Source organism: Acinetobacter sp. 22512 (assembly GCF_052044755.1).
GTDB classification, from domain to species: domain Bacteria; phylum Pseudomonadota; class Gammaproteobacteria; order Pseudomonadales; family Moraxellaceae; genus Acinetobacter; species Acinetobacter pittii.
In genome coordinates this window covers 118,912-138,089 of sequence record NZ_JBQENP010000006.1, presented here as the reverse complement: position 1 = coordinate 138,089, position 19,178 = coordinate 118,912, and the positions used below count along the sequence as shown (strand labels likewise).

Below are 19,178 nucleotides of genomic sequence, written 5' to 3'. Positions count from 1 at the left end.
AATCCGATGCTTATGCATCGGATTTTTTATTTCTATCTTAGAAAATACCTTGAGCAAGCATTGCATCAGCAACTTTTACAAAACCTGCAATATTGGCACCGTCTACGTAGTTCACACTACCGTCTTCTTTAGTACCGTATCTAACACAATTGGCATGAATGTCTTTCATAATTGCATGTAAGCGTTCATCGACTTCAGCATGTGTCCAGCCTAAACGAATTGCATTTTGAGACATTTCTAAACCAGAGGTTGCCACCCCACCCGCATTAGATGCTTTACCTGGGGCATATAAAATTTTAGCTTCAATAAAATGTTCAACTGCTTCAAGTGTAGATGGCATATTAGCGCCTTCAGCTACACAAATGACACCGTTAGAAATAAGTGTTTTAGCGTCCTCACCTGTTAATTCATTTTGTGTAGCACATGGCAAAGCAATATCAACAGGAATATGCCAAGGTGTTTTTCCTTCAAAGTATTCAAAACCATGTTTAGAAGCAAACTCGGAAATACGACCACGTTTAACGTTTTTCAGTTCCATTACTTCAGCAAGCAAATCATCTGTAAAACCATTTTTTAAATAAACTGTACCGTTTGAGTCCGACAAGGTAACAACTTTTGCTCCTAAGAACATCGCCTTTTCTGCCGCATACTGTGCGACGTTACCAGAGCCTGAAACAGAAACAGTTTTACCAGCAAAAGATTGTCCACGGGCTTTTAGCATTTCTTCTGCAAAATAAACCGCACCATAACCAGTTGCTTCAGGACGCATTAAGCTACCACCAAATGAAACTCCCTTACCGGTAAAGACACAAGCGGTGTCGTTACTCAGCTTTTTCATCATGCCTGCCATATAACCAACTTCACGCGCACCCACGCCAATATCACCCGCAGGAATATCCGTATTAGGTCCTAAATGGCGATAAAGCTCAATCATGAGTGCCTGACAGAAGCGCATAATTTCAGCATCAGATTTACCTTTAGGATCAAAATCTGAACCACCTTTCCCACCACCCATTGGCAAAGTCGTCAGTGAGTTTTTAAAAGTTTGCTCAAAACCTAAAAATTTTAAAATTGATAGATTGACCGACGGATGGAAACGCATTCCACCTTTGAATGGACCAATTGCTGAATTGTATTGAACACGGAAAGCACGGTTAACTTGAGTCTGACCTTGATCATCCATCCATGAAACACGGAATTGAATCACACGCTCAGGTTCAACTAAACGTTCTAGCAATCCCTGCTCTGCATATTCCAGATTTTTTTCAATAAATGGCCACAAACTCGTCATAACTTCTTCGACAGCTTGTAAGAACTCAGGTTGATGCGGATCACGCGCTTGCACGTAATTCAGGAATTCATTCAGGTTGTTGTATTTCAATGCACGGTCCTCAGCATAGTAATGAATTAAATTGGTGCAATACATTTTTAAATGCATCATTTAGCAGCAAAATATTAAATCCCTTTCCATCAATTTTAACAATACTTATTTTAAATTATTTTATTTATATTAATTATCAAAAACTTATTTTTAGAAAAACTACTTAAAAATAAGAAATAGTCATTTATCTTTTCATTTTTATTGATCTATTATTGTGCAATATTAGCTACATTTTAGGTCAATCAAAAAGCCAATAAATTCGTTAAAATCCATTGACCTTACTTAGGTTTTTCTTCATTATCGCATCGTTTTAACCAAGCTATTTGCCCACTATGAATTCATCTATTTCTCTCATACGCGAGATTGATGCGTTATTACCACAGACTCAGTGTGGTTTATGTGGACATCGTGATGGATGTCTACCCTACGCAAAGTCGATTGCTGAAGGTGAAGAAGCAAATAAATGCGTTCCAGGTGGTCAGCCTGTAGCCGATGCACTCGCAAATCTATTAAATCGTCCTGTGTTAACCGCTGAAACTAGCGTATGGCCTGTACAGGCCGATGGTCGTCCCCAGCGAATGAAAGCGATTATTCGGGAAGATGAATGTATTGGTTGCACCAAATGTATTAGTGCTTGCCCTGTAGATGCTATTATTGGAAGTGGTAAGCTCATGCATACCATCTTGACTGACTTATGTACAGGTTGTGAGTTATGTATTCCACCTTGTCCGGTAGATTGCATTGATTTGGTCGAAGACACGCAAGCATTACCAAATGAGCAACAGCGTATCGCTGAACAAAATGATTTAAGACAACGTTATTACGCTCACATTCAGCGAGAAGAAAAGCGTCGTACTTACCGTAAAGGGCCTGTAGTACGCGCTGAAATTGATACCCAACTGTTTGCCCAGTTCTCTCAGGTACTTGATGAAGTACCTTCAATCGAGCTCATCGAGAAACCCAAAGAAGTTGTGTCAACTGATGCAAAAACTACAATTGAGTTAGCGAAAATTCGTACGCAAATTAAGAAACTGGAAAAACAACTCAGTGTACGTGAAGATGCTAAAAAACGTCTTCAACTTGAAGAACTTCAACAGCAACTCATGCAATTACAGGAGGTCTGAATGGCCGTCAAGAATATGACGAAAAAGCAGATTCAAATTTTCTTTGAACGCCTTCGCGAACAACGACCTTCACCTCAAACCGAGTTAAAATATTCATCTCCATTTGAGCTACTTATTGCAGTTATGTTGTCAGCTCAAGCGACCGACGTAAGTGTTAATAAAGCAACTGATAAACTCTACCCTGTGGCGAATACAGCTGAAAAAATCTATAACTTAGGTGTAGATGGGTTAAAGGAATATATCAAGACAATTGGTCTCTATAACGCAAAAGCCGAAAATGTCATTAAGACCTGTAAGATTTTAATGGAACAATTTAACGGCGAAGTTCCAAGCAACAGAAAAGATTTAGAAGCTTTACCGGGTGTCGGGCGTAAAACAGCCAATGTTGTTTTAAATACGGCTTTCGGACAACCCACCATGGCTGTCGATACTCATATTTTCCGAGTGGGAAATCGAACTGGTTTAGCAGTAGGTAAAAATGTTCTTGAGGTTGAGCACCGCTTAATTAAGGTCATTCCTAAAGAATTTATTTTAGATTCACATCACTGGCTCATATTACACGGTCGTTATTGTTGTATCGCCCGTAAACCGAAATGTGCAGAATGTGTTGTTGCAGATGTCTGTAACTGGCCTGATCGCTTTGAATTTGGCGCACAAAAGCAAATTGCCATTAAAAATATTGAAGCTTAAAAATATGGTTGGGTATAGGGATCATACCCAATCAAACTTACTTTAGACGCTTTTTTTCATTACGCTCTTCTTTTGCTTGTTTTTGAACCTGTCTTAGCATTTTGTAGCTTTGAAAAGCCAAAAATATTACTAGTGCCAGACTCAGCAATACCACCAAAATCAATATGATTTTCATATTGTTCTCCTGCACTTAATGAAAGAAAAGAGCCCTCACAAAGAGGGCTCATTATTACAAACAATATTAAATTATTTGTCTAAGATGTTGAACAAATCTTTTTGTACATCTTCAATTGTACGCAAGCCATCAAGCTTGTCATAAGTTGGAGCATTTTCACCAGAAGCAGCACGGCCTTGGTAGAAACCAACCAGTTGCTCTGTTTCAGTGTGATAAGACGCTAAACGCTTACGGATTGTTTCTTCTTGGTCATCTGGACGTTGAACAAGATCTTCACCAGTTTCATCATCTTTACCTTCCACTTTAGGTGGATTGTATACAGTGTGATAAACACGACCAGAAGCTGGATGCTGACGACGACCAGAAAGACGTTTTACGATTTCTTCATCAGGAACATCAATTTCAATTACGTGATCGATGCTAATCCCTTCTTTTTCCAGAGCTTCAGCTTGTGGAATAGTACGTGGGAAACCATCGAAAATGCAGCCATTTGCACAGTCAGGTTGAGCAATACGTTCTTTTACTAAACCGATAATAAGTTCATCTGAAACCAAACCACCAGATTCCATTACACTTTTAGCTTTTAGACCTAATTCAGTACCTTCACGAATCGCAGCACGGAGCATATCACCGGTTGAAATTTGTGGGACATTGTAGCGCTTACAGATCAACTGAGCCTGAGTCCCTTTGCCTGCTCCAGGTGGTCCGAGTAAAATAATGCGCATAAAAAACATCCTCATTTAAAACAATGAATATGAAGTCCGGCAGAAAAAGTCTCGTTAATCTTCAATAGATCCTGCCTGACATCGAATTATAAGAAAGCCACAAACAAATGTATTGTACCAGCAATAAATCCGGTTACCCCACCTAGTACAATAAGAATCCACTCATCCTCCTGAAATGCAGGACGTAATAAATTCTGAAATTCTTTTGGTGTTAGTTCACGAATACGCTCTTTAAACATTTGAAAAATCTTCTGTGCCCGGCTTGCGTTCAGTGCTGGGTCACATACGGGTCCCATCGTAATTTCAATTGAACGATCAATCAAGTCCGTCTTTAATCTTGCGTACTCTCTTGGCCCTAAAGAAAGCTGTAAAGAGGTGCGAACTAACGGGGTTTCCATGATTTCGTTAATATGACGCTTAACAATGCGGCGCGTTTTATCTTTACGCGGCCCGTACATCATTTCGGTCATAATCGATTTTAACGTGATCAGATCTTCTGTGACTACGCTCGAAAACACATCAGAGACTTCCTCTTGACGCTTCATAAAAGCGCCTTGGACATTATAAGTCCCAATTCGAAGAACTGGTACAATCCATGGAAACTTACGATCTTTTGTTAATCTAAAAATCTGTGGATAACGAATATAATGTGGCTCAATTGGGTTAAACACCATCCAGATTGCGATCCAGTTAGTTAAAAAGCCCCAAATTGCAGCCCAAAATGGTACTGTCCAGTGCCATGGTACTACAAACCAAACCACCATTTGGAAAATACCAAAGAACATCCCAATCAGTGCACTAATATGCCAAATAAAGTTAATTTCTTTTTGACCCACCTTTAAGAACATACGTACCATTAAACGGCGATCACCTTCCATCTGGCTCACGACCATTTCACGCATGTTAACCAGTGACTCTACATTCATGGTCAGCTCAGTCACTAATTCTTTTAGCACACCCGGCAATTGCTTATGTGCTTGAGCATAAATACGGCGTTTAATTGAATAAGGTAGATTTTCCCAAAGCACAGCATTACGATCGATCATGACTTCATCAATAAGATGTTCAAGTTCAAAACCGACTTGTTCACCAATAATACGGGCCATATCTTCAGGATCCATTGCTTCTAAAAATTCACGCAATGAACCCAATTTAGATAAAGTGTTATCGGTAATAATCCCAGAGATACGTCCTGCTTTACGTGGCACAATACCTTGCCAACCTACTGGCAAGGGTCCTAAATGGAATCCCCAAAATTTAATTGGGTAAAATACCATTTTTAAAGCCATCCACACATGTGCCCATGTGACAAAAGCCGTTACAGGAATAATACTCAAAACGGCCCAAAAATCAGGTCTGTGTAAAAAGGTCTGCCACAATCCACTGACGTACTCTAACATGTAAGACTCTCGTATTTATTTGTGCTCTGCTTATGGCGAGTTAACGATAAACTGCTTTGTTTTATAAACCAAAACTTAGAGAATAAGAAAATTGAATTTGTGGTTTCGTATCTGCAGCAACATTTCCGTTCTGGTCGGTTAATTTTTCAGCCGCACCGATACCCACACTAAAAGTGCTAATTCTTTCTGGATTTAACCACACATAGGCTAAATCAACACCCGCACCTAAACGGGATTTAAAATCACCATCGACCTCTTTACTATCAAGATGACCAGCATAGAAACCGATATAGTAACCATTTTTGTCTGTGCCAGTAAGATAATAAGGGTATCGGAAGCCAACTTGACCACCAGCGGTTTTGTCACCATTCAAAAATGCACCGGCTTTGGCATAGGCAATACCATACGGATTTACCCACTCACCGTTAAGATGTAATAATTTTTGAGTAACGCCTGCACCCACATTCCAGGTAGATGCATTATGTCCTGCTAATTTTGCTTCCGGAAGAAACGAGTAGTCTTGAGCATGGGCCCAACTACTTACTGTCAAAACTGCAAGTAAGGGATAAATTTTTCTCATTATTTTCTCCATTTTCCCTAATCGTATGGTGAGAACAACCCTATTCTATTGAATGAGAGACTTTAACAGAATTATTTTGCTTCTTATATACAAGTATCTACAATTTTGTTGTCTGCAAAGTCAAAAAGTATCTTATTAAAATGCAATGAAACTTTGAAAATTGTGCAATATTTTAAGCGCTCTTGCGTTAGAATAAGCAGCTATTTTTCTACCCTATGTCATTAAGTCGATCCTTATGAAACAGCACTTTCCTTTAAAAGATATCCAGCAAGAAAAGCGCATTTATCGAGGTCGTATCTTTTTTGCCGTAGGGATCGTGACCATCTGCTTATTAGTCTTAATTAGCCGATACGCTTACCTGCAAATTTTTCACTACGACGAATTCTCGACTGCATCTGACAAAAACCGAATTCGCTTACAACCACTTCCGCCTGCTCGTGGTTATATCTATGACCGAAACGGTGTATTACTAGCAGATAACTATCCTGTTTTTACAGCAACTTTAAGTAAAACAGATGTAGAAGATGTTGATAGTGTCATTGAGCAATTACAACCTATTTTAGATTTAACACAAGAAGATATTGACCGTTTTAAAAGCCGTATAAAAACTGCCCGTAAAACTGAACGCGTCGCGATTAAACTTAATCTAACTGAAGCTAATATTGCTAAATTTAGTGAAGCCAAATATAAGTTTCCAGGTGTAAGAATCGAGACACAAATGACTCGCTATTATCCACACGGTGAGTTATTTGCTCATGTGATTGGCTATGTCGGGCGTATCAACGATAAAGAATTAAAAAGTATTGATAAAGACTTATATGCTGGGACCAACCTAATTGGAAAAATTGGTGTTGAGAAAAGCTATGAAGACCTACTACATGGGACACCCGGTTACGAATCTGTTGAAGCAGATGCACATAGTAATGTATTGCGTCATTTAGGTCGTAAAGACCCTACTCGCGGTAATGACCTCTATTTATCTTTAGATTACGGTTTACAAGTTGTCGCTTCTCAGCAGCTCGCAGGTCGTCGTGGAGCTATTGTCGCTATTGATCCTCGTACAGGTGAAATTCTAGCTTTAGTGTCTAGTCCAAGTTTTAACCCTAATTTGTTTGTAACCGGAATTAGTCATACTGACTACAGCTCACTACGCGATAATTTAGACCAACCTCTTTATAACCGTGCTGTGCAGGGTGTATATCCCCCTGGTTCTACCATTAAACCAATGGAAGCAATGGGTGGCCTACACTACGGCATAGTGGACTGGTCAACAGCAATTTCTGACCCTGGTTATTTCCATCTACCTGGTGATTCACATAAATTCCGTGACTGGAAAAAATCTGGTCATGGCATCGTGAACATGCATAAAGCCATCATTATGTCATGTGATACCTATTTTTATATTCTTGCCCATCAAATGGGTATTGATCAAATGAACCAATGGATGCGCCAATTTGGATTTGGTCAAAAAACAGGTGTCGATTTACCAAGTGAAAGTGAAGGCCTTTATCCAAGTCCTGAATGGAAAATGCGTACGCGTAAAGCGAAATGGATGAAGGGTGAAACTATTTCTGTCAGTATTGGTCAAGGCGCGTTTACAGCCACACCATTACAACTTGCGATGGCAACAGCAATTACGGCAAATCATGGTTCTCATGTAACGCCTCATGTTTTACGCGCAACGCATGGTGCAAAACCATTTACAGTACGTAATGCGCCTGATGGCAAAATCAAATTCAACGGCACAGATGAAGACTGGATTCAAATGCGTGATGCCATGATTGATGTAATTCAATCAGGTACTGGCCGTGGTATTCGTACTCCCCTCTACCAAATTGCAGGGAAAACAGGTACAGCACAGGTTAAGAGTATTGCACAGGGTAAACGCTATAACGAAGCAGCCTTGAGTGAACGTCAACTTGACCATGGTTTATTCGTTGGATTTGCCCCTGCTGAAAAACCTGAAATTGCGATTGCAGTCATTTGGGAAAATGGTCGTCATGGTGGTTCAGCTGCTCAACTTGCAAGACCTGTCTTTGATTACTGGCTATTAACTCGTAAGAAAAACCCGATTCGTCCAGCAAATCACCAAGTCAATGGTGGGTTAATGACAGCAGGTATTAAACCAGGTGAACTTCCAAGCGGCGGTGAAAGTTCTGGTCCAGCATCGGCTACAGCTACCACCAACAAACCAGCAGCATCAACACCGCAAGCTGCTCCTGCTCGTCCTGCTACCAATGAGGCCGATGAATAATGAAAAATCAATTACGTATAATTGGCGGCGAATGGAAAAGACGAGTACTGCCTTTCGCTAGCATTGATGGCTTACGCCCAACTCCAGATAGAGTACGCGAAACTCTATTTAACTGGCTCATGTGGGATATTCAAAATGCTCAAGTTCTCGACATCTGTACAGGCTCTGGTGCATTAGGTTTTGAGGCTCTGTCACGTGGTGCTTCATCTGTTTATATGATTGAGCCTGACAAAACTCAGGCACGATTTTTAAAAGATAATATTGAACTATTAAAAGCTCAAAACTGTCATCTAATTAATGCAACGGCTCAACAAGCTCTGCCCCGCTTAAAAGAACAGTTCGATGTGGTTTTTTTAGATCCACCTTATAGTCTTGATTTATGGCAAGAACTCTCGAGCTTGGCCGAGCCTCACATTAAAAAAAATGGATATATTTATGTTGAAGCTGATCGAGATTTATCCCAGCTTCATCTTCCAGCAACATGGCAACAAGTTAAAACCACTAAATCGGGTACAGTTCACGCGGGGCTTTACCAGAAAGTAAACGAATAAAAAAGGTAGCTTAAAGCTACCTTTTTCTTTGCAAAGTTTTAGTTAGCTTAAGCCAATCACTGCAACAACTGCTGCACAGGCGCCAACAATTTTTTTGCCATAAGGTACATATCGCGTAAACACGGCACCTAGTGCTAAGCCACCGCAATAGATAAGTGCCATACCAGCAACCATACCAGTTACTAATGCAGCAATATGCCCTGCATGTGCTAACTCAACACCATGAGCCATGCCATGGAAACTTGCAAGCAAAGCAGCAGAAATAGGTAAAACTTTATTTGATTTTGTCCATAGAGCAATTGCTGTAATAACTAAAGAAGCAACAATGCCGTATTCAGCTATATTAACTGGTACCAAACCTTGAGCACCTATTAAAAAGCCTACAATTAAGGTAGTACTTAAGGCAATGACTCCAGCAATTTTCCACTGTTTAGCAGCTGACCACAACAAGACACCAAAACCTAAAGCCATGACTAAATGATCTAGACCGGTAAACGGATGAATAAAGCCTGCCATAAAACCAGAATGTGCATGGTCATGTCCCGGATGGGCCATTGCAAGAGCCGGCAATAATGAAAGGAGCGCTACACTCCATTTTTTCATGAAGTCCATAATCTCTCCTTAAGCCTTAAACAGCCCTTGCTTCTCAATAAATTGAATAATTTCTTCAAGCCCATCTTGTGTTTTCATGTTTGAAAATAAAAATGGCTTTTCACCGCGCATACGTTTTGCATCTTGGTCCATGACATCAAGGTTTGCACCAACCATTGGCGCAAGGTCAGTTTTATTAATAATGAGTAAATCTGATTTGGTTATACCCGGCCCGCCTTTACGAGGGATTTTTTCTCCACCTGCGACATCAATAACATACAAAGTTAAATCAGAGAGCTCTGGGCTAAATGTCGCAGCTAAATTATCACCACCACTTTCGATAATAATGAGTTCTAAGCCTTCGAATTTTTCACACAAATTATCAATTGCAGCCAAGTTAATTGAAGCATCTTCACGAATTGCCGTATGCGGACAACCACCTGTTTCAACACCCACAATACGATCTGGTGACATCGCTTCATTACGGGTTAAAAAGTTTGAATCTTCTTTGGTGTAAATATCATTTGTCACCACAGCCATATTGTATTTATTACGCAAGGCTAAACATAAATTAAGTGTAAGTGCTGTTTTACCCGAACCTACCGGTCCGCCAATTCCAACTCGTAATGGACTACGCTCTGTCATGATTTTTATCCTTTTTCCTAAACTTAAGATCTGAATAACCGTGAATATTGTGTTTCGTGTTTCATGCTCAGCATGGCATAACGAGGTAAAGCGCTGCTCAATTGCTCGTCATTAAGCTTCAAAGCTTTCTCTACCGCTTGTGGTACTAAACCATGTAAGTGCCACAAAATTCTTTGTCCTGCCATTTGTCCTAAAGGAACAGTTTTTACTGCGGCTAAAACCTGATTTTCTAAAACAGTAAAGGTATAAGCCGTAAGTACATCCTCTTCTTTAAGTTCTAAACGACCACACAGCTGTGCATAGACCGGCACGAAACCAAACTGCTTTTTAACCTCAACTGTTTTTTTTAAAACATCTTTAATCCACGCATTTAAAGAAAATGCCAGCTGTTGAGATTCTGCCAAAAGTTCTTTACTTTCTCTGCTGGCCTTATACAAATTTGCCCAAACCAAGAACTCTTCTGAGTCATCATGATGCTGCATAAGACGCTTTAGTACGGGCAACTCAAACCTCACCAACAACATCTCAAGCACTTCTTCAAAGTAAGCAATTGCCGAGGTTTCATCATGTATTAGGCCAATATCAATTGCTGTTTCTACACCTTGCGAATAACAATACGCTCCAACTGGCAATGCCGTAGAAGACAATGTCAGTAATTGCAGTAATTGCGCGGCACTATGAATGGACATGATGTAAAGCTTTGATTGGGCTTAAACGATGGTCATGGCTATGCTGTGCATAGGCACCGCTTTCAGGTTCAAACGGATGATCGGTTTCAGTCACCGTAAGTCCTAAACCTTCTACCATTTCTGCAAGCACATGATCAGGCTCAAAATACAAAGCTATAGGGGTCAACATTAACGGTACATGTCTATTACCTAAGTGATAGGCAGCTTTAAGCAAATCAAAATCGGTTTGAGCAGTGACTTGCATTAATCGCTCAGGTTTCGCGTCAACACGTAACACATCACCCTCTTGAGTTGCAATATATGAACCACTACGCAAAATACCAGTACGCGGTAAATCAGCACCAATATCGATGCCACTCGCTAAAGCCGCTCGAAAGCGGGATTTTTGACGGGTATCAAAAGTCAGTTCAACCGTTTCAAATGCCTGATCAGGAGAAATATCTTCAAGTCGTTGTGTGTAAATTTTCATTTAGCTTTTCTCTCCTTATTTATTTCTTTCATATCTAGAGTAATAAGACATATCATCTCTATAAAACTTATCAAAATAAGAAATAACGCTGAGCCATAGGTAATACCTCAGCAGGTTCACACGTTAGTAATTCACCATCAGCCCGCACCTCGTAAGTTTCAGGATGAACATGCATGACTGGACAATATGTGTTGTGCTTCATATCAGCTTTAGTAATTGCACGCGTGTTTTTACATGGACTAATTAACTTTTTAAGATTTAGTTTCTCAGCAACTTTTTCATCAATTGCGATTTGAGATAAAAAGGTTATACAGGTGTTATGCACACCACGCGGATAAGCCCCAAACATTGGGCGATAATGCACGGGTTGAGGTGTCGGAATGGAAGCATTAATATCACCCATTGGCGCCGCTGCAATCATGCCACCTTTAATAATCATAGAAGGTTTTACACCAAAAAAAGCAGGCTTCCATAACACTAAATCAGCAAGTTTTCCGACCTCAATCGAACCGATTTCATGACTTAAACCATGGGTAATTGCTGGGTTAATTGTATATTTGGCAATGTATCGTTTAACGCGGTTGTTATCATGAAACTCATTGTCACCCTCTAATGGGCCACGTTGTACTTTCATTTTATGGGCAGTTTGCCAAGTTCGTAAAATCACTTCACCCACACGTCCCATCGCCTGAGAGTCAGATGACATCATGGCAATTGCGCCTAAGTCTTGCAAAATATCTTCTGCAGCAATGGTTTCACGGCGAATACGACTTTCAGCAAATGCAATATCCTCAGCAATTGCTGGGTCTAAATGGTGGCAAACCATGAGCATGTCTAAATGCTCATCAATGGTATTAATCGTATAAGGACGTGTTGGGTTAGTCGAAGATGGCAACACATTACTTTGTCCAATTGCCTTTAAAATGTCAGGTGCATGCCCACCACCCGCACCTTCGGTATGGTACGTATGAATGGTACGGTCTTTAAACGCAGCCAGTGTTTCTTCTAAAAATCCACCTTCATTTAAAGTATCTGTATGAATAGCAACCTGCACATCAAACTCGTCTGCAACACTTAAACAGTTATCAATGGCTGCCGGTGTTGAGCCCCAATCTTCATGTAGTTTTAACCCGATTACCCCAGCTTTAATTTGCTCACGAATTGGGTCTGGCAAACTCAAATTACCTTTGCCCAATAGGCCAATATTCATAGGTAAATCATCAATGGCTTGCAACATGGTCGCAATATGCCAAGGACCTGGAGTCACTGTGGTTGCTGAAGTTCCAGCCGCAGGTCCCGTACCACCACCCACCATTGTTGTTGTACCCGACATTAGCGCGGTTTCAACTTGCTGCGGGCAAATCCAGTGAATGTGAGTATCAATACCACCTGCCGTTAAAATTTGCCCTTCACCCGCAATCACTTCTGTTGCAGCACCTAAAGGAATGGTAATGTCAGGTTGAATATCAGGATTTCCTGCTTTCCCTATTTTCCAGATTCGACCATTTTTTAAGCCAACATCAGCCTTTACAATCCCCCACCAATCCACAATCAAGGCATTAGTAATGACAGTGTCGGCAACTTCATCAGCTAAAAGTTGAGATTGCCCCATTCCATCACGAATGACTTTGCCACCGCCAAACTTAACTTCTTCACCATAAGTCGTTAAATCTTGCTCAACCTCAATAAAAAGCTCTGTATCAGCCAAGCGAATACGATCACCAACCGTTGGACCAAACATTTCAGCATATGCACGACGTGACATTTTCATAACTTATTACTCATCTCTTTCATTATCGTTGTTATGTCTAGTCCAGCTTGCCCATGACTCGGCCTGCAAAACCATATACTTCTCGCTTACCCGCTAAAGCAACAAGCTCCACTTCCCGACTTTGTCCTGGTTCAAAACGTATTGCCGTGCCTGCCGCGATATTTAATCGAAAGCCTTTCGCTGTTTCACGATCAAACTGTAGCGCATCATTTGCTTCATAAAAATGAAAATGGGAACCTACCTGAATAGGCCGATCGCCAATATTAGCAACTACAATCTTTAAAGTTTGTCGCCCAACATTCAGCTCAATGTCTGCATCTGGAGTAATGATTTCACCGGGGATCATAAGCGTTCCTTTTATACAATTGGCTGATGAACAGTGACTAATTTCGAGCCATCAGGAAAAGTTGCTTCGACCTGAACCTCAGCAATCATTTCTGGCACACCATCCATCACATCTTCGCGCTTTAATAAAGTTGTTCCGTAATGCATCAAGTCACTCACCGTCATACCATCCCGTGCTCCTTCAAGCAAAGCAGCAGAAATAAAAGCGATAGCTTCCGGATAATTTAGCTTTAAGCCGCGAGATTTACGGCGCTCAGCGACTAGCCCTGCGGTAAAAATAAGTAATTTATCTTTTTCTGTTGGATTGAGTTCCATATCTCTTTCCTAAATAGCATCTAACTTTCTTTAAGCAAAATACGTGCTCAAAAGCAGCATACTTGTTTTAATCGTTTTTTAAATACGCAATTTAACGTAACTTAGGTTCTCCAGATTCTTGGGAATTCTTCATCCAAATCAAACCAATAACGTCTTAATCTTGCTCTTATGGCTGCAAAAGCATCATGACAATGTCGGACATCATTTCCCAAGAAACGCGCACAAACCACATCATCTAATAATGTTAAAGTTACAGGTGCTTGCATACGCATCATCAATTCGCGAATGAGTTCGAGCTGTTGTTCTAAATAAAATGAAGACCGATATTTCTCAGGTGCTACGGCCCAAAAATTTCCCATTACGGCTTGATTATTCATACCTAAACAAGAACTAAGCCAACGATCTTCACCTTCAAAAAACAATGTATCTGCAACCAATAATTTTTGTTCTCGCCACAACTTAAACTGGTTGTGATAACTTCCCTGCACAAAACGTTCGGCACGTGCCTGTCGCCCGAGTACCAACATATCCCAGCCAATAAAACTGGCAGCAAGATCAAGATGAATATGAGTTTCTGAGTGTGCTAGAGCTCCATCAAACAGCATCGTTTCTTGTGGAACCCACTCCAAAATAGACCGATCTCGCACATGAAGATGAATATGCTGAAAGGCCTGTTTCTCATTAGTTTTGTACCACTTTCCAGCACCAGGAGTCGTTACAACCGCATGAGCTTGATCTTTGGTTTCAATTTGAAAAGTAAGATGATCTCCTCCTGCAATTCCTGCTGGAGGATGTACAATAATCGCATGACATACACCTGTTTTTTCAGGCCAGAGCATTTTTTGCACCCTTACAGGGCCATGGTGTTTTCTATGACTCATTATGGTGCGTGAATTTTCAAAACAAAATCCGAGCTCTAATCGCGCATACCAAAATGGTGCTAAAGAGTTTTTTGAAAACGTTTGTACCTGATTCATTCTGGTTCATATGTTCAAAATAAGTGCTTAAAGTTATAAGCAAAATACGCACCAAATATAAAAATAAGCAAAATGATAAAATTAGATACAATTTTTTGATTTTAATGAGTTAAAAAACAATCAATGTCTAACATAAAACCACAGTAACTCATGGAATTATTTATACAATAGCGCCCACCGTTGCTTCCATACTTGCTCTCCATGAAACTTTTTTTCGTGTTAACGCCACTTGTCTTTTTAACTGGGTGTATTTTTGGCCAATCTAGTGAGGTCAAACGTGCAGAGAAAATTCTCCATAATTTTGAATGTAAAAATGTTGAGACAAGTCAGATTGCAACAAGCTCAATTAATTCTTACTACCAACAGTCTTTAGCGGTAAGCAAAGAAAAGGCGACTTCATATGTAGAGAGTTATAAAAATGGTGAAGAGTTATTTGACATGCCGCTCGATGAAGTTTTAAAGCAACAATATCAACTTTATAAATCAGCTTGTGATTCTTTAGGTGGGGTTTCTTCGCAACCTTAATATATAAAGGTATTCACTTAATTTTTTAGTGGATACCTTTTTTTAATTTTATATCTTTCTTTTTGATTAAATTTCACTCACTTTACCTTTTGTTAAAATTAAATTACATACTTAAACTTTTATTAGGCTCTTATATTTCATAGCCTGTTTACTTGTTTTTTATTTATTTTCCGAGGTTTAGATCATCATGAAAAAAACATTATTATCAGTAGCACTCTTAAGTATCCTTCTTGCCGCTTGTAGCAAAAATGAAAATAAAGCCGAGACGACAACTCAAGCATCTGCTCCAGCGCAAACCACTGAAGCAAATAATAATGCTGTAGATACCGCACACACAGCTGAAAATTCACTCGATTGGGACGGCACATATAAAGGCACTCTCCCATGCGCAGACTGTGAAGGTATTAAAACCGAATTAGAACTTAAAGATGATAAAACCTACGAGCTGACCGAAACTTATCTTGGTAAAGGTGATACAAACCCATTTGAAACCCATGGTACCTTTACTTTCGACAAAGATAATACTTCAATTATTACGTTAGATGATAAAGGTCAAAACCGTAAATTCTTTATTGGTGAAAACACTGCAACTGCTTTAGATATGGAAGGTAAAAAAGTTGAAGGCTCTTTAGCTGAACACTATGTTTTGAAAAAATAATTTTTAATAATAAAAAACCCGCTCATTTGAGCGGGTTTTTTGATGAATCAATTCTTAGTGAGCTGCGAATTGGTTCATTGTGTTTTTAGCATCGTCATGTGCTTTAAGAGCGTTGTCACCAGAGAAGATTTCTTTGTGATCATCACCGATGTCAGAACCCGCCATTGCTTGGTGTTTAACACAAGCGATACCACCGCGGATTTCTTTACGTTGTACGCCAGCAACATAAGCCAACATACCTTCAGAACCGAAGTAACCTTGTGCAAGCTCATGAGTAGAAAGAGCAGCAGTGTGGTAAGTCGGAAGTGTGATCAAGTGATGGAATACACCCGCTTCACGAGAAGCATCTGCTTGGAAAGTACGGATCTTGTCATCAGCATCAGCAGCTAATTCAGTGTTGTCATATTCAGCACTCATTAATTTAGCGCGGTCATATGCAGAAACGTCTTTACCTTCAGCAACCCAACGGTCGTAAGCTTGTTGACGGAAGTTTAAAGTCCAGTTGAATGATGGACTGTTGTTATAAACAAGCTTAGCATTTGGAACAACTTCTTTAACACGGTTAACCATGTGTGCGATTTCTTCTACGTTTGGAGTCGCAGTTTCGATCCAAAGAAGGTCAGCACCATTTTGTAAGCTAGACACACAGTCAAGTACAACACGGTCAATTTGAGTGTCAGCACGGAACTGATATAGGCCAGAAGGTAAACGCTTAGGACGGTGTAATTTACCATCACGCTTGATTAAGATTTCATCTTCTTGAGCATCAGCAATGTCAATTTCTTGAGTATCTAAGTAGCTGATGTATTGAGAAGCGATGTCACCTGGCTCTTTAACCACTGGGATTTTTTGAGTCAAGTCAGCGCCTTCAGAGTCAGTACGCGCAACAATGATACCTTCTTCAAGACCCATTTCTAAGAATGCATAACGTAATGCATGGATCTTAGCGATGAAGTCTTCGTGTGGAACAGTTACTTTACCAGCTTGGTGACCACATTGTTTAGCATCAGATACTTGGTTTTCGATTTGAAGCGCACAAGCACCAGCTTCGATCATTTTCTTAGCAAGTAAGTAAGTTGCTTCTTCGTTACCGAAACCAGCATCGATGTCCGCAATAATTGGCACAACGTGAGTTTCAAAGTTGTCGATTTGAGCTGTGATTTCAGCTGCTTTAGCAGTATCACCAGCTTCTTGTGCTTTTTTAAGTGCACGGAATAAATCGTTTAATTCTTTTGCGTCAGCTTGACGTAAGAAAGTATAGATTTCTTCGATCAATGCAGGAACAGAAGTTTTTTCGTGCATAGATTGGTCAGGAAGTGGACCAAATTCAGAACGAAGAGCAGCAACCATCCAACCAGAAAGGTAGATATAACGTTTGCTTGTAGTACCGAAATATTTTTTGTTCGCAATCATTTTTTGTTGTGCGATGAAACCATGCCAGCAACCTAATGATTGAGTATATTTGCTTGAGTCAGCATCGTATTCAGCCATATCACGACGCATAATCGCAGCTGTATACTTAGCAATATCTAAACCAGTTTTGAAACGGTTTTGAAGTTGCATACGAGCAGCATCTTCTGGGCTAATGTCTGCCCAAGTATTGCCGAATTTTGCTTTTAATTGACGTACTGCATCAATCGCTGTTTGATATGTAGTCATGATATTGTCCTGTATTCATTTTAGGATTTCATCGATTGAAGCCTAGAGTCACGTTACTTAAATTTCTTATGACACCAGCTGCTTCCTCATGAACACAGCTTAGACTTAGCCAATCAATTAATCCAATATCCTTTGTTAATCTTCAGTATTTATTTAAAAAATATACCAATAAATCGATATTATAGATAAAACTAAAAACTTTAACACTTTGTTTATAAAAACAAAATTATCCTAAAGGAGTATAGAGTTTTATTCTAAAAAATCCCTAAGTCTTATTTTCATACAATTTTTGGAGATTTTCCACTCATTTTTAAATCTAAAAGTCAATTGCAAATTAGGCTATTTTTGCCAATGCAAAAAGTCAATTGATATGCTAGAAATTGAGAAGTTATTCATAAATATATTCTATTTAGATTTCTTTCATTCAAAACTGAGCAAAGACAGTAAAAACGTGCCTTTGAAACGTCTTTCCACCCTACTTAATTCCTACAAAAAATGTCGCTTTTCTCATCATTTTTTCACACAATGATTATTAAATATGGCATAATTTGAAACAATTTCAGGGTTTTATTTTCGGTATTTTTTTTATGAATCTGGAGCGAGTAGATCTTAATCTATTAATATATCTTGATGTACTTCTTCGTGAAAAAAATGTTACGCGCGCAGCCGAACAGCTTGGGGTAACTCAGCCTGCAATGAGTAATATTTTACGTCGCTTACGTAATTTATTTAATGATCCGCTTCTTATCCGTTCTTCCGAAGGGATGACCCCAACAGAACGTGCACTTGAATTACAACCTCGTATTCGTGATGCCCTTTCTGATCTTTCCATGATTTTGGAACCCCGTACCGAATTCCGCCCTTATACAAGTAATCGCGTTTTCCGCATTATGACATCTGACTATGCCGAGGCAACTTTAGTCCCTCGTCTTGTCAAAGCTCTACGCTCTGAAGCTCCAAATGTTGTACTCGACTTTCTTACACCAAGTGATGTGTCTTATAGAGACATGGAACAAGGTAAAGTCGATCTTGCGATTAATAGATTTAATGAAATACCGCAAAGTTTCCACCAAGTGTTAGTTTGGCGTGATAGTTTCAGCTGTATTCTTAATGACAAACACCCTGCTGTAACCCATTTGAATCTCAAAAGTTATCTAGATGCGCAACATATCTGGGTTTCTAAAACAGGTATGGGTGTAGGCTTTGGTGTAAATCCAGATAAACAAGGCGGTTTAGGCTGGATCGATCAGGCATTAGAACGTATTGGTCAACGTCGTAAAATTTCTGTATTTACTCGTCACTACCAAATGCCAGCATTACTTGCTCAAAATGTTGACTTGATTGCCACCCTTCCAACTCGAATGGCACGCCTACAAACTCAAAATCCAAAACTGGTTATAAAAGATCCTCCTTTTTATATTCCAGAATTTGAACTTAAAATGGCTTGGTGCCCGTTATTACATCATCATCCAGCTCATCGCTGGTTGCGCCAACTTATTTTATTTGTTGCTCGTCAAATGATTGAAGAAGAAAATCGTGAATTTCTAACCAACAATTCACAATTTTCTCACTATTAAATAAATTTTAATTTAATTGTCGATTTTAGACATTATCTTCAAGCGCTGAGCAATCAATCTGATTACCTCAGCGCTTT

21 protein-coding genes are annotated in these 19,178 nt (G+C 39.6%); 7 read left to right on the top strand and 14 right to left on the bottom strand.

The window, feature by feature from the left end:
- Positions 1-37: 37 nt before the first annotated feature.
- Entirely contained in the window at positions 38-1,441 is a 1,404-nt protein-coding gene (gene gdhA / locus ACTJJG_RS08835; RefSeq protein ID WP_080776925.1) for an NADP-specific glutamate dehydrogenase, read from the bottom strand.
- Between the two features lie 272 nt (positions 1,442-1,713).
- Here gdhA and ACTJJG_RS08830 point away from each other — a divergent pair, with 272 nt between their 5' ends.
- Together ACTJJG_RS08830 and nth are read left to right on the top strand one after the other, a co-directional pair.
- The gene (locus ACTJJG_RS08830; protein WP_032004136.1) at positions 1,714-2,505 is read left to right on the top strand and encodes an RnfABCDGE type electron transport complex subunit B; all 792 of its coding nucleotides are present in this window, start codon (positions 1,714-1,716) and stop codon (positions 2,503-2,505) included.
- The gene (nth, locus tag ACTJJG_RS08825) at positions 2,506-3,195 is read left to right on the top strand and encodes an endonuclease III (RefSeq protein ID WP_002117539.1); all 690 of its coding nucleotides are present in this window, start codon (positions 2,506-2,508) and stop codon (positions 3,193-3,195) included. It abuts the gene before it with no gap.
- A 37-nt stretch (positions 3,196-3,232) separates the two neighbouring features.
- Here the strand turns inward: nth and ACTJJG_RS08820 are convergent, their stop codons facing one another.
- From ACTJJG_RS08820 to ACTJJG_RS08805, 4 genes are all read right to left on the bottom strand, one after another.
- Positions 3,233-3,370, bottom strand: coding sequence for a hypothetical protein (locus ACTJJG_RS08820; protein WP_002117672.1), 138 nt, complete (start codon positions 3,368-3,370; stop codon positions 3,233-3,235).
- A 71-nt stretch (positions 3,371-3,441) separates the two neighbouring features.
- Complete coding sequence (adk, locus tag ACTJJG_RS08815) at positions 3,442-4,095, bottom strand: adenylate kinase (RefSeq protein WP_002117671.1); 654 nt, start codon at positions 4,093-4,095, stop codon at positions 3,442-3,444.
- 86 nt (positions 4,096-4,181) lie between these two features.
- The gene (locus tag ACTJJG_RS08810) at positions 4,182-5,495 is read right to left on the bottom strand and encodes a membrane protein (RefSeq protein WP_005070566.1); all 1,314 of its coding nucleotides are present in this window, start codon (positions 5,493-5,495) and stop codon (positions 4,182-4,184) included.
- A gap of 61 nt (positions 5,496-5,556) precedes the next feature.
- Positions 5,557-6,075, bottom strand: a complete 519-nt coding sequence (locus tag ACTJJG_RS08805) for a hypothetical protein (RefSeq protein WP_032056827.1) — start codon at positions 6,073-6,075, stop codon at positions 5,557-5,559.
- Between the two features lie 235 nt (positions 6,076-6,310).
- Between ACTJJG_RS08805 and mrdA the strand changes: the two genes are divergently transcribed.
- Positions 6,311-8,329: a penicillin-binding protein 2 gene (gene mrdA, locus ACTJJG_RS08800; protein WP_005802923.1), complete on the top strand. Its 2,019-nt coding sequence runs from the start codon at positions 6,311-6,313 to the stop codon at positions 8,327-8,329.
- Positions 8,329-8,880 (top strand): 16S rRNA (guanine(966)-N(2))-methyltransferase RsmD, encoded by a 552-nt coding sequence (gene rsmD, locus ACTJJG_RS08795; RefSeq protein ID WP_262520629.1) that lies wholly within the window; start codon positions 8,329-8,331, stop codon positions 8,878-8,880. The genes mrdA and rsmD overlap by 1 nt, the downstream gene beginning before the upstream one ends.
- A 42-nt stretch (positions 8,881-8,922) precedes the next feature.
- On the opposite strand, the gene ACTJJG_RS08790 is transcribed toward rsmD, so the two are convergent.
- The 8 genes from ACTJJG_RS08790 to ACTJJG_RS08755 all read right to left on the bottom strand — a co-directional run bounded on the left by ACTJJG_RS08790 (position 8,923) and on the right by ACTJJG_RS08755 (position 14,682).
- Positions 8,923-9,492, bottom strand: coding sequence for a HupE/UreJ family protein (locus ACTJJG_RS08790; protein WP_372552581.1), 570 nt, complete (start codon positions 9,490-9,492; stop codon positions 8,923-8,925).
- 9 nt (positions 9,493-9,501) lie between these two features.
- Positions 9,502-10,116, bottom strand: a complete 615-nt coding sequence (gene ureG, locus ACTJJG_RS08785) for an urease accessory protein UreG (protein WP_372552580.1) — start codon at positions 10,114-10,116, stop codon at positions 9,502-9,504.
- 23 nt (positions 10,117-10,139) lie between these two features.
- On the bottom strand, positions 10,140-10,805 hold the full coding sequence (locus ACTJJG_RS08780) for an urease accessory protein UreF (protein ID WP_017387151.1): 666 nt from the start codon (positions 10,803-10,805) through the stop codon (positions 10,140-10,142).
- Complete coding sequence (gene ureE, locus ACTJJG_RS08775) at positions 10,792-11,274, bottom strand: urease accessory protein UreE (RefSeq protein WP_284116043.1); 483 nt, start codon at positions 11,272-11,274, stop codon at positions 10,792-10,794. Before ureE ends, ACTJJG_RS08780 begins: the two co-directional genes overlap by 14 nt.
- A gap of 70 nt (positions 11,275-11,344) precedes the next feature.
- Positions 11,345-13,045, bottom strand: coding sequence for an urease subunit alpha (ureC, locus tag ACTJJG_RS08770; RefSeq protein WP_262520622.1), 1,701 nt, complete (start codon positions 13,043-13,045; stop codon positions 11,345-11,347).
- 37 nt (positions 13,046-13,082) lie between these two features.
- On the bottom strand, positions 13,083-13,391 hold the full coding sequence (locus ACTJJG_RS08765; protein ID WP_057085645.1) for an urease subunit beta: 309 nt from the start codon (positions 13,389-13,391) through the stop codon (positions 13,083-13,085).
- Positions 13,392-13,402: 11 nt separating this feature from the next.
- A complete protein-coding gene (ureA, locus tag ACTJJG_RS08760) occupies positions 13,403-13,705 on the bottom strand; it encodes an urease subunit gamma (RefSeq protein WP_032056833.1) in 303 nt (100 codons plus the stop codon).
- 101 nt (positions 13,706-13,806) lie between these two features.
- Positions 13,807-14,682 (bottom strand): urease accessory protein UreD, encoded by an 876-nt coding sequence (locus ACTJJG_RS08755; protein WP_032056834.1) that lies wholly within the window; start codon positions 14,680-14,682, stop codon positions 13,807-13,809.
- Between the two features lie 201 nt (positions 14,683-14,883).
- On the opposite strand from ACTJJG_RS08755, the gene ACTJJG_RS08750 reads away from it, so the two are divergent.
- The gene (locus ACTJJG_RS08750; RefSeq protein ID WP_005070594.1) at positions 14,884-15,207 is read left to right on the top strand and encodes a hypothetical protein; all 324 of its coding nucleotides are present in this window, start codon (positions 14,884-14,886) and stop codon (positions 15,205-15,207) included.
- Between the two features lie 187 nt (positions 15,208-15,394).
- The gene (locus ACTJJG_RS08745; RefSeq protein WP_068611585.1) at positions 15,395-15,865 is read left to right on the top strand and encodes a copper resistance protein NlpE; all 471 of its coding nucleotides are present in this window, start codon (positions 15,395-15,397) and stop codon (positions 15,863-15,865) included.
- Between the two features lie 54 nt (positions 15,866-15,919).
- Here the strand turns inward: ACTJJG_RS08745 and ACTJJG_RS08740 are convergent, their stop codons facing one another.
- The gene (locus tag ACTJJG_RS08740; protein WP_002117581.1) at positions 15,920-17,524 is read right to left on the bottom strand and encodes an isocitrate lyase; all 1,605 of its coding nucleotides are present in this window, start codon (positions 17,522-17,524) and stop codon (positions 15,920-15,922) included.
- Between the two features lie 587 nt (positions 17,525-18,111).
- Here ACTJJG_RS08740 and ACTJJG_RS08735 point away from each other — a divergent pair.
- Positions 18,112-19,101 carry a LysR family transcriptional regulator gene (locus tag ACTJJG_RS08735; RefSeq protein WP_004703082.1) on the top strand — a complete coding sequence of 330 codons (990 nt, stop codon included), beginning with the start codon at positions 18,112-18,114 and terminating at the stop codon, positions 19,099-19,101.
- Positions 19,102-19,178 lie beyond the last annotated feature (77 nt).

Excerpts from the sequence above, each read along its gene's own strand:
- gdhA (WP_080776925.1), bottom strand. The coding sequence starts at position 1,441 with ATGATGCATTTAAAAATGTATTGCACCAATTTAATTCATTACTATGCT.
- ACTJJG_RS08830 (WP_032004136.1), top strand. The coding sequence starts at position 1,714 with ATGAATTCATCTATTTCTCTCATACGCGAGATTGATGCGTTATTACCA.
- nth (WP_002117539.1), top strand. The coding sequence starts at position 2,506 with ATGGCCGTCAAGAATATGACGAAAAAGCAGATTCAAATTTTCTTTGAA.
- ACTJJG_RS08820 (WP_002117672.1), bottom strand. The coding sequence starts at position 3,370 with ATGAAAATCATATTGATTTTGGTGGTATTGCTGAGTCTGGCACTAGTA.
- adk (WP_002117671.1), bottom strand. The coding sequence starts at position 4,095 with ATGCGCATTATTTTACTCGGACCACCTGGAGCAGGCAAAGGGACTCAG.
- ACTJJG_RS08810 (WP_005070566.1), bottom strand. The coding sequence starts at position 5,495 with ATGTTAGAGTACGTCAGTGGATTGTGGCAGACCTTTTTACACAGACCT.
- ACTJJG_RS08805 (WP_032056827.1), bottom strand. The coding sequence starts at position 6,075 with ATGAGAAAAATTTATCCCTTACTTGCAGTTTTGACAGTAAGTAGTTGG.
- mrdA (WP_005802923.1), top strand. The coding sequence starts at position 6,311 with ATGAAACAGCACTTTCCTTTAAAAGATATCCAGCAAGAAAAGCGCATT.
- rsmD (WP_262520629.1), top strand. The coding sequence starts at position 8,329 with ATGAAAAATCAATTACGTATAATTGGCGGCGAATGGAAAAGACGAGTA.
- ACTJJG_RS08790 (WP_372552581.1), bottom strand. The coding sequence starts at position 9,492 with ATGGACTTCATGAAAAAATGGAGTGTAGCGCTCCTTTCATTATTGCCG.
- ureG (WP_372552580.1), bottom strand. The coding sequence starts at position 10,116 with ATGACAGAGCGTAGTCCATTACGAGTTGGAATTGGCGGACCGGTAGGT.
- ACTJJG_RS08780 (WP_017387151.1), bottom strand. The coding sequence starts at position 10,805 with ATGTCCATTCATAGTGCCGCGCAATTACTGCAATTACTGACATTGTCT.
- ureE (WP_284116043.1), bottom strand. The coding sequence starts at position 11,274 with ATGAAAATTTACACACAACGACTTGAAGATATTTCTCCTGATCAGGCA.
- ureC (WP_262520622.1), bottom strand. The coding sequence starts at position 13,045 with ATGAAAATGTCACGTCGTGCATATGCTGAAATGTTTGGTCCAACGGTT.
- ACTJJG_RS08765 (WP_057085645.1), bottom strand. The coding sequence starts at position 13,391 with ATGATCCCCGGTGAAATCATTACTCCAGATGCAGACATTGAGCTGAAT.
- ureA (WP_032056833.1), bottom strand. The coding sequence starts at position 13,705 with ATGGAACTCAATCCAACAGAAAAAGATAAATTACTTATTTTTACCGCA.
- ACTJJG_RS08755 (WP_032056834.1), bottom strand. The coding sequence starts at position 14,682 with ATGAATCAGGTACAAACGTTTTCAAAAAACTCTTTAGCACCATTTTGG.
- ACTJJG_RS08750 (WP_005070594.1), top strand. The coding sequence starts at position 14,884 with ATGAAACTTTTTTTCGTGTTAACGCCACTTGTCTTTTTAACTGGGTGT.
- ACTJJG_RS08745 (WP_068611585.1), top strand. The coding sequence starts at position 15,395 with ATGAAAAAAACATTATTATCAGTAGCACTCTTAAGTATCCTTCTTGCC.
- ACTJJG_RS08740 (WP_002117581.1), bottom strand. The coding sequence starts at position 17,524 with ATGACTACATATCAAACAGCGATTGATGCAGTACGTCAATTAAAAGCA.
- ACTJJG_RS08735 (WP_004703082.1), top strand. The coding sequence starts at position 18,112 with ATGAATCTGGAGCGAGTAGATCTTAATCTATTAATATATCTTGATGTA.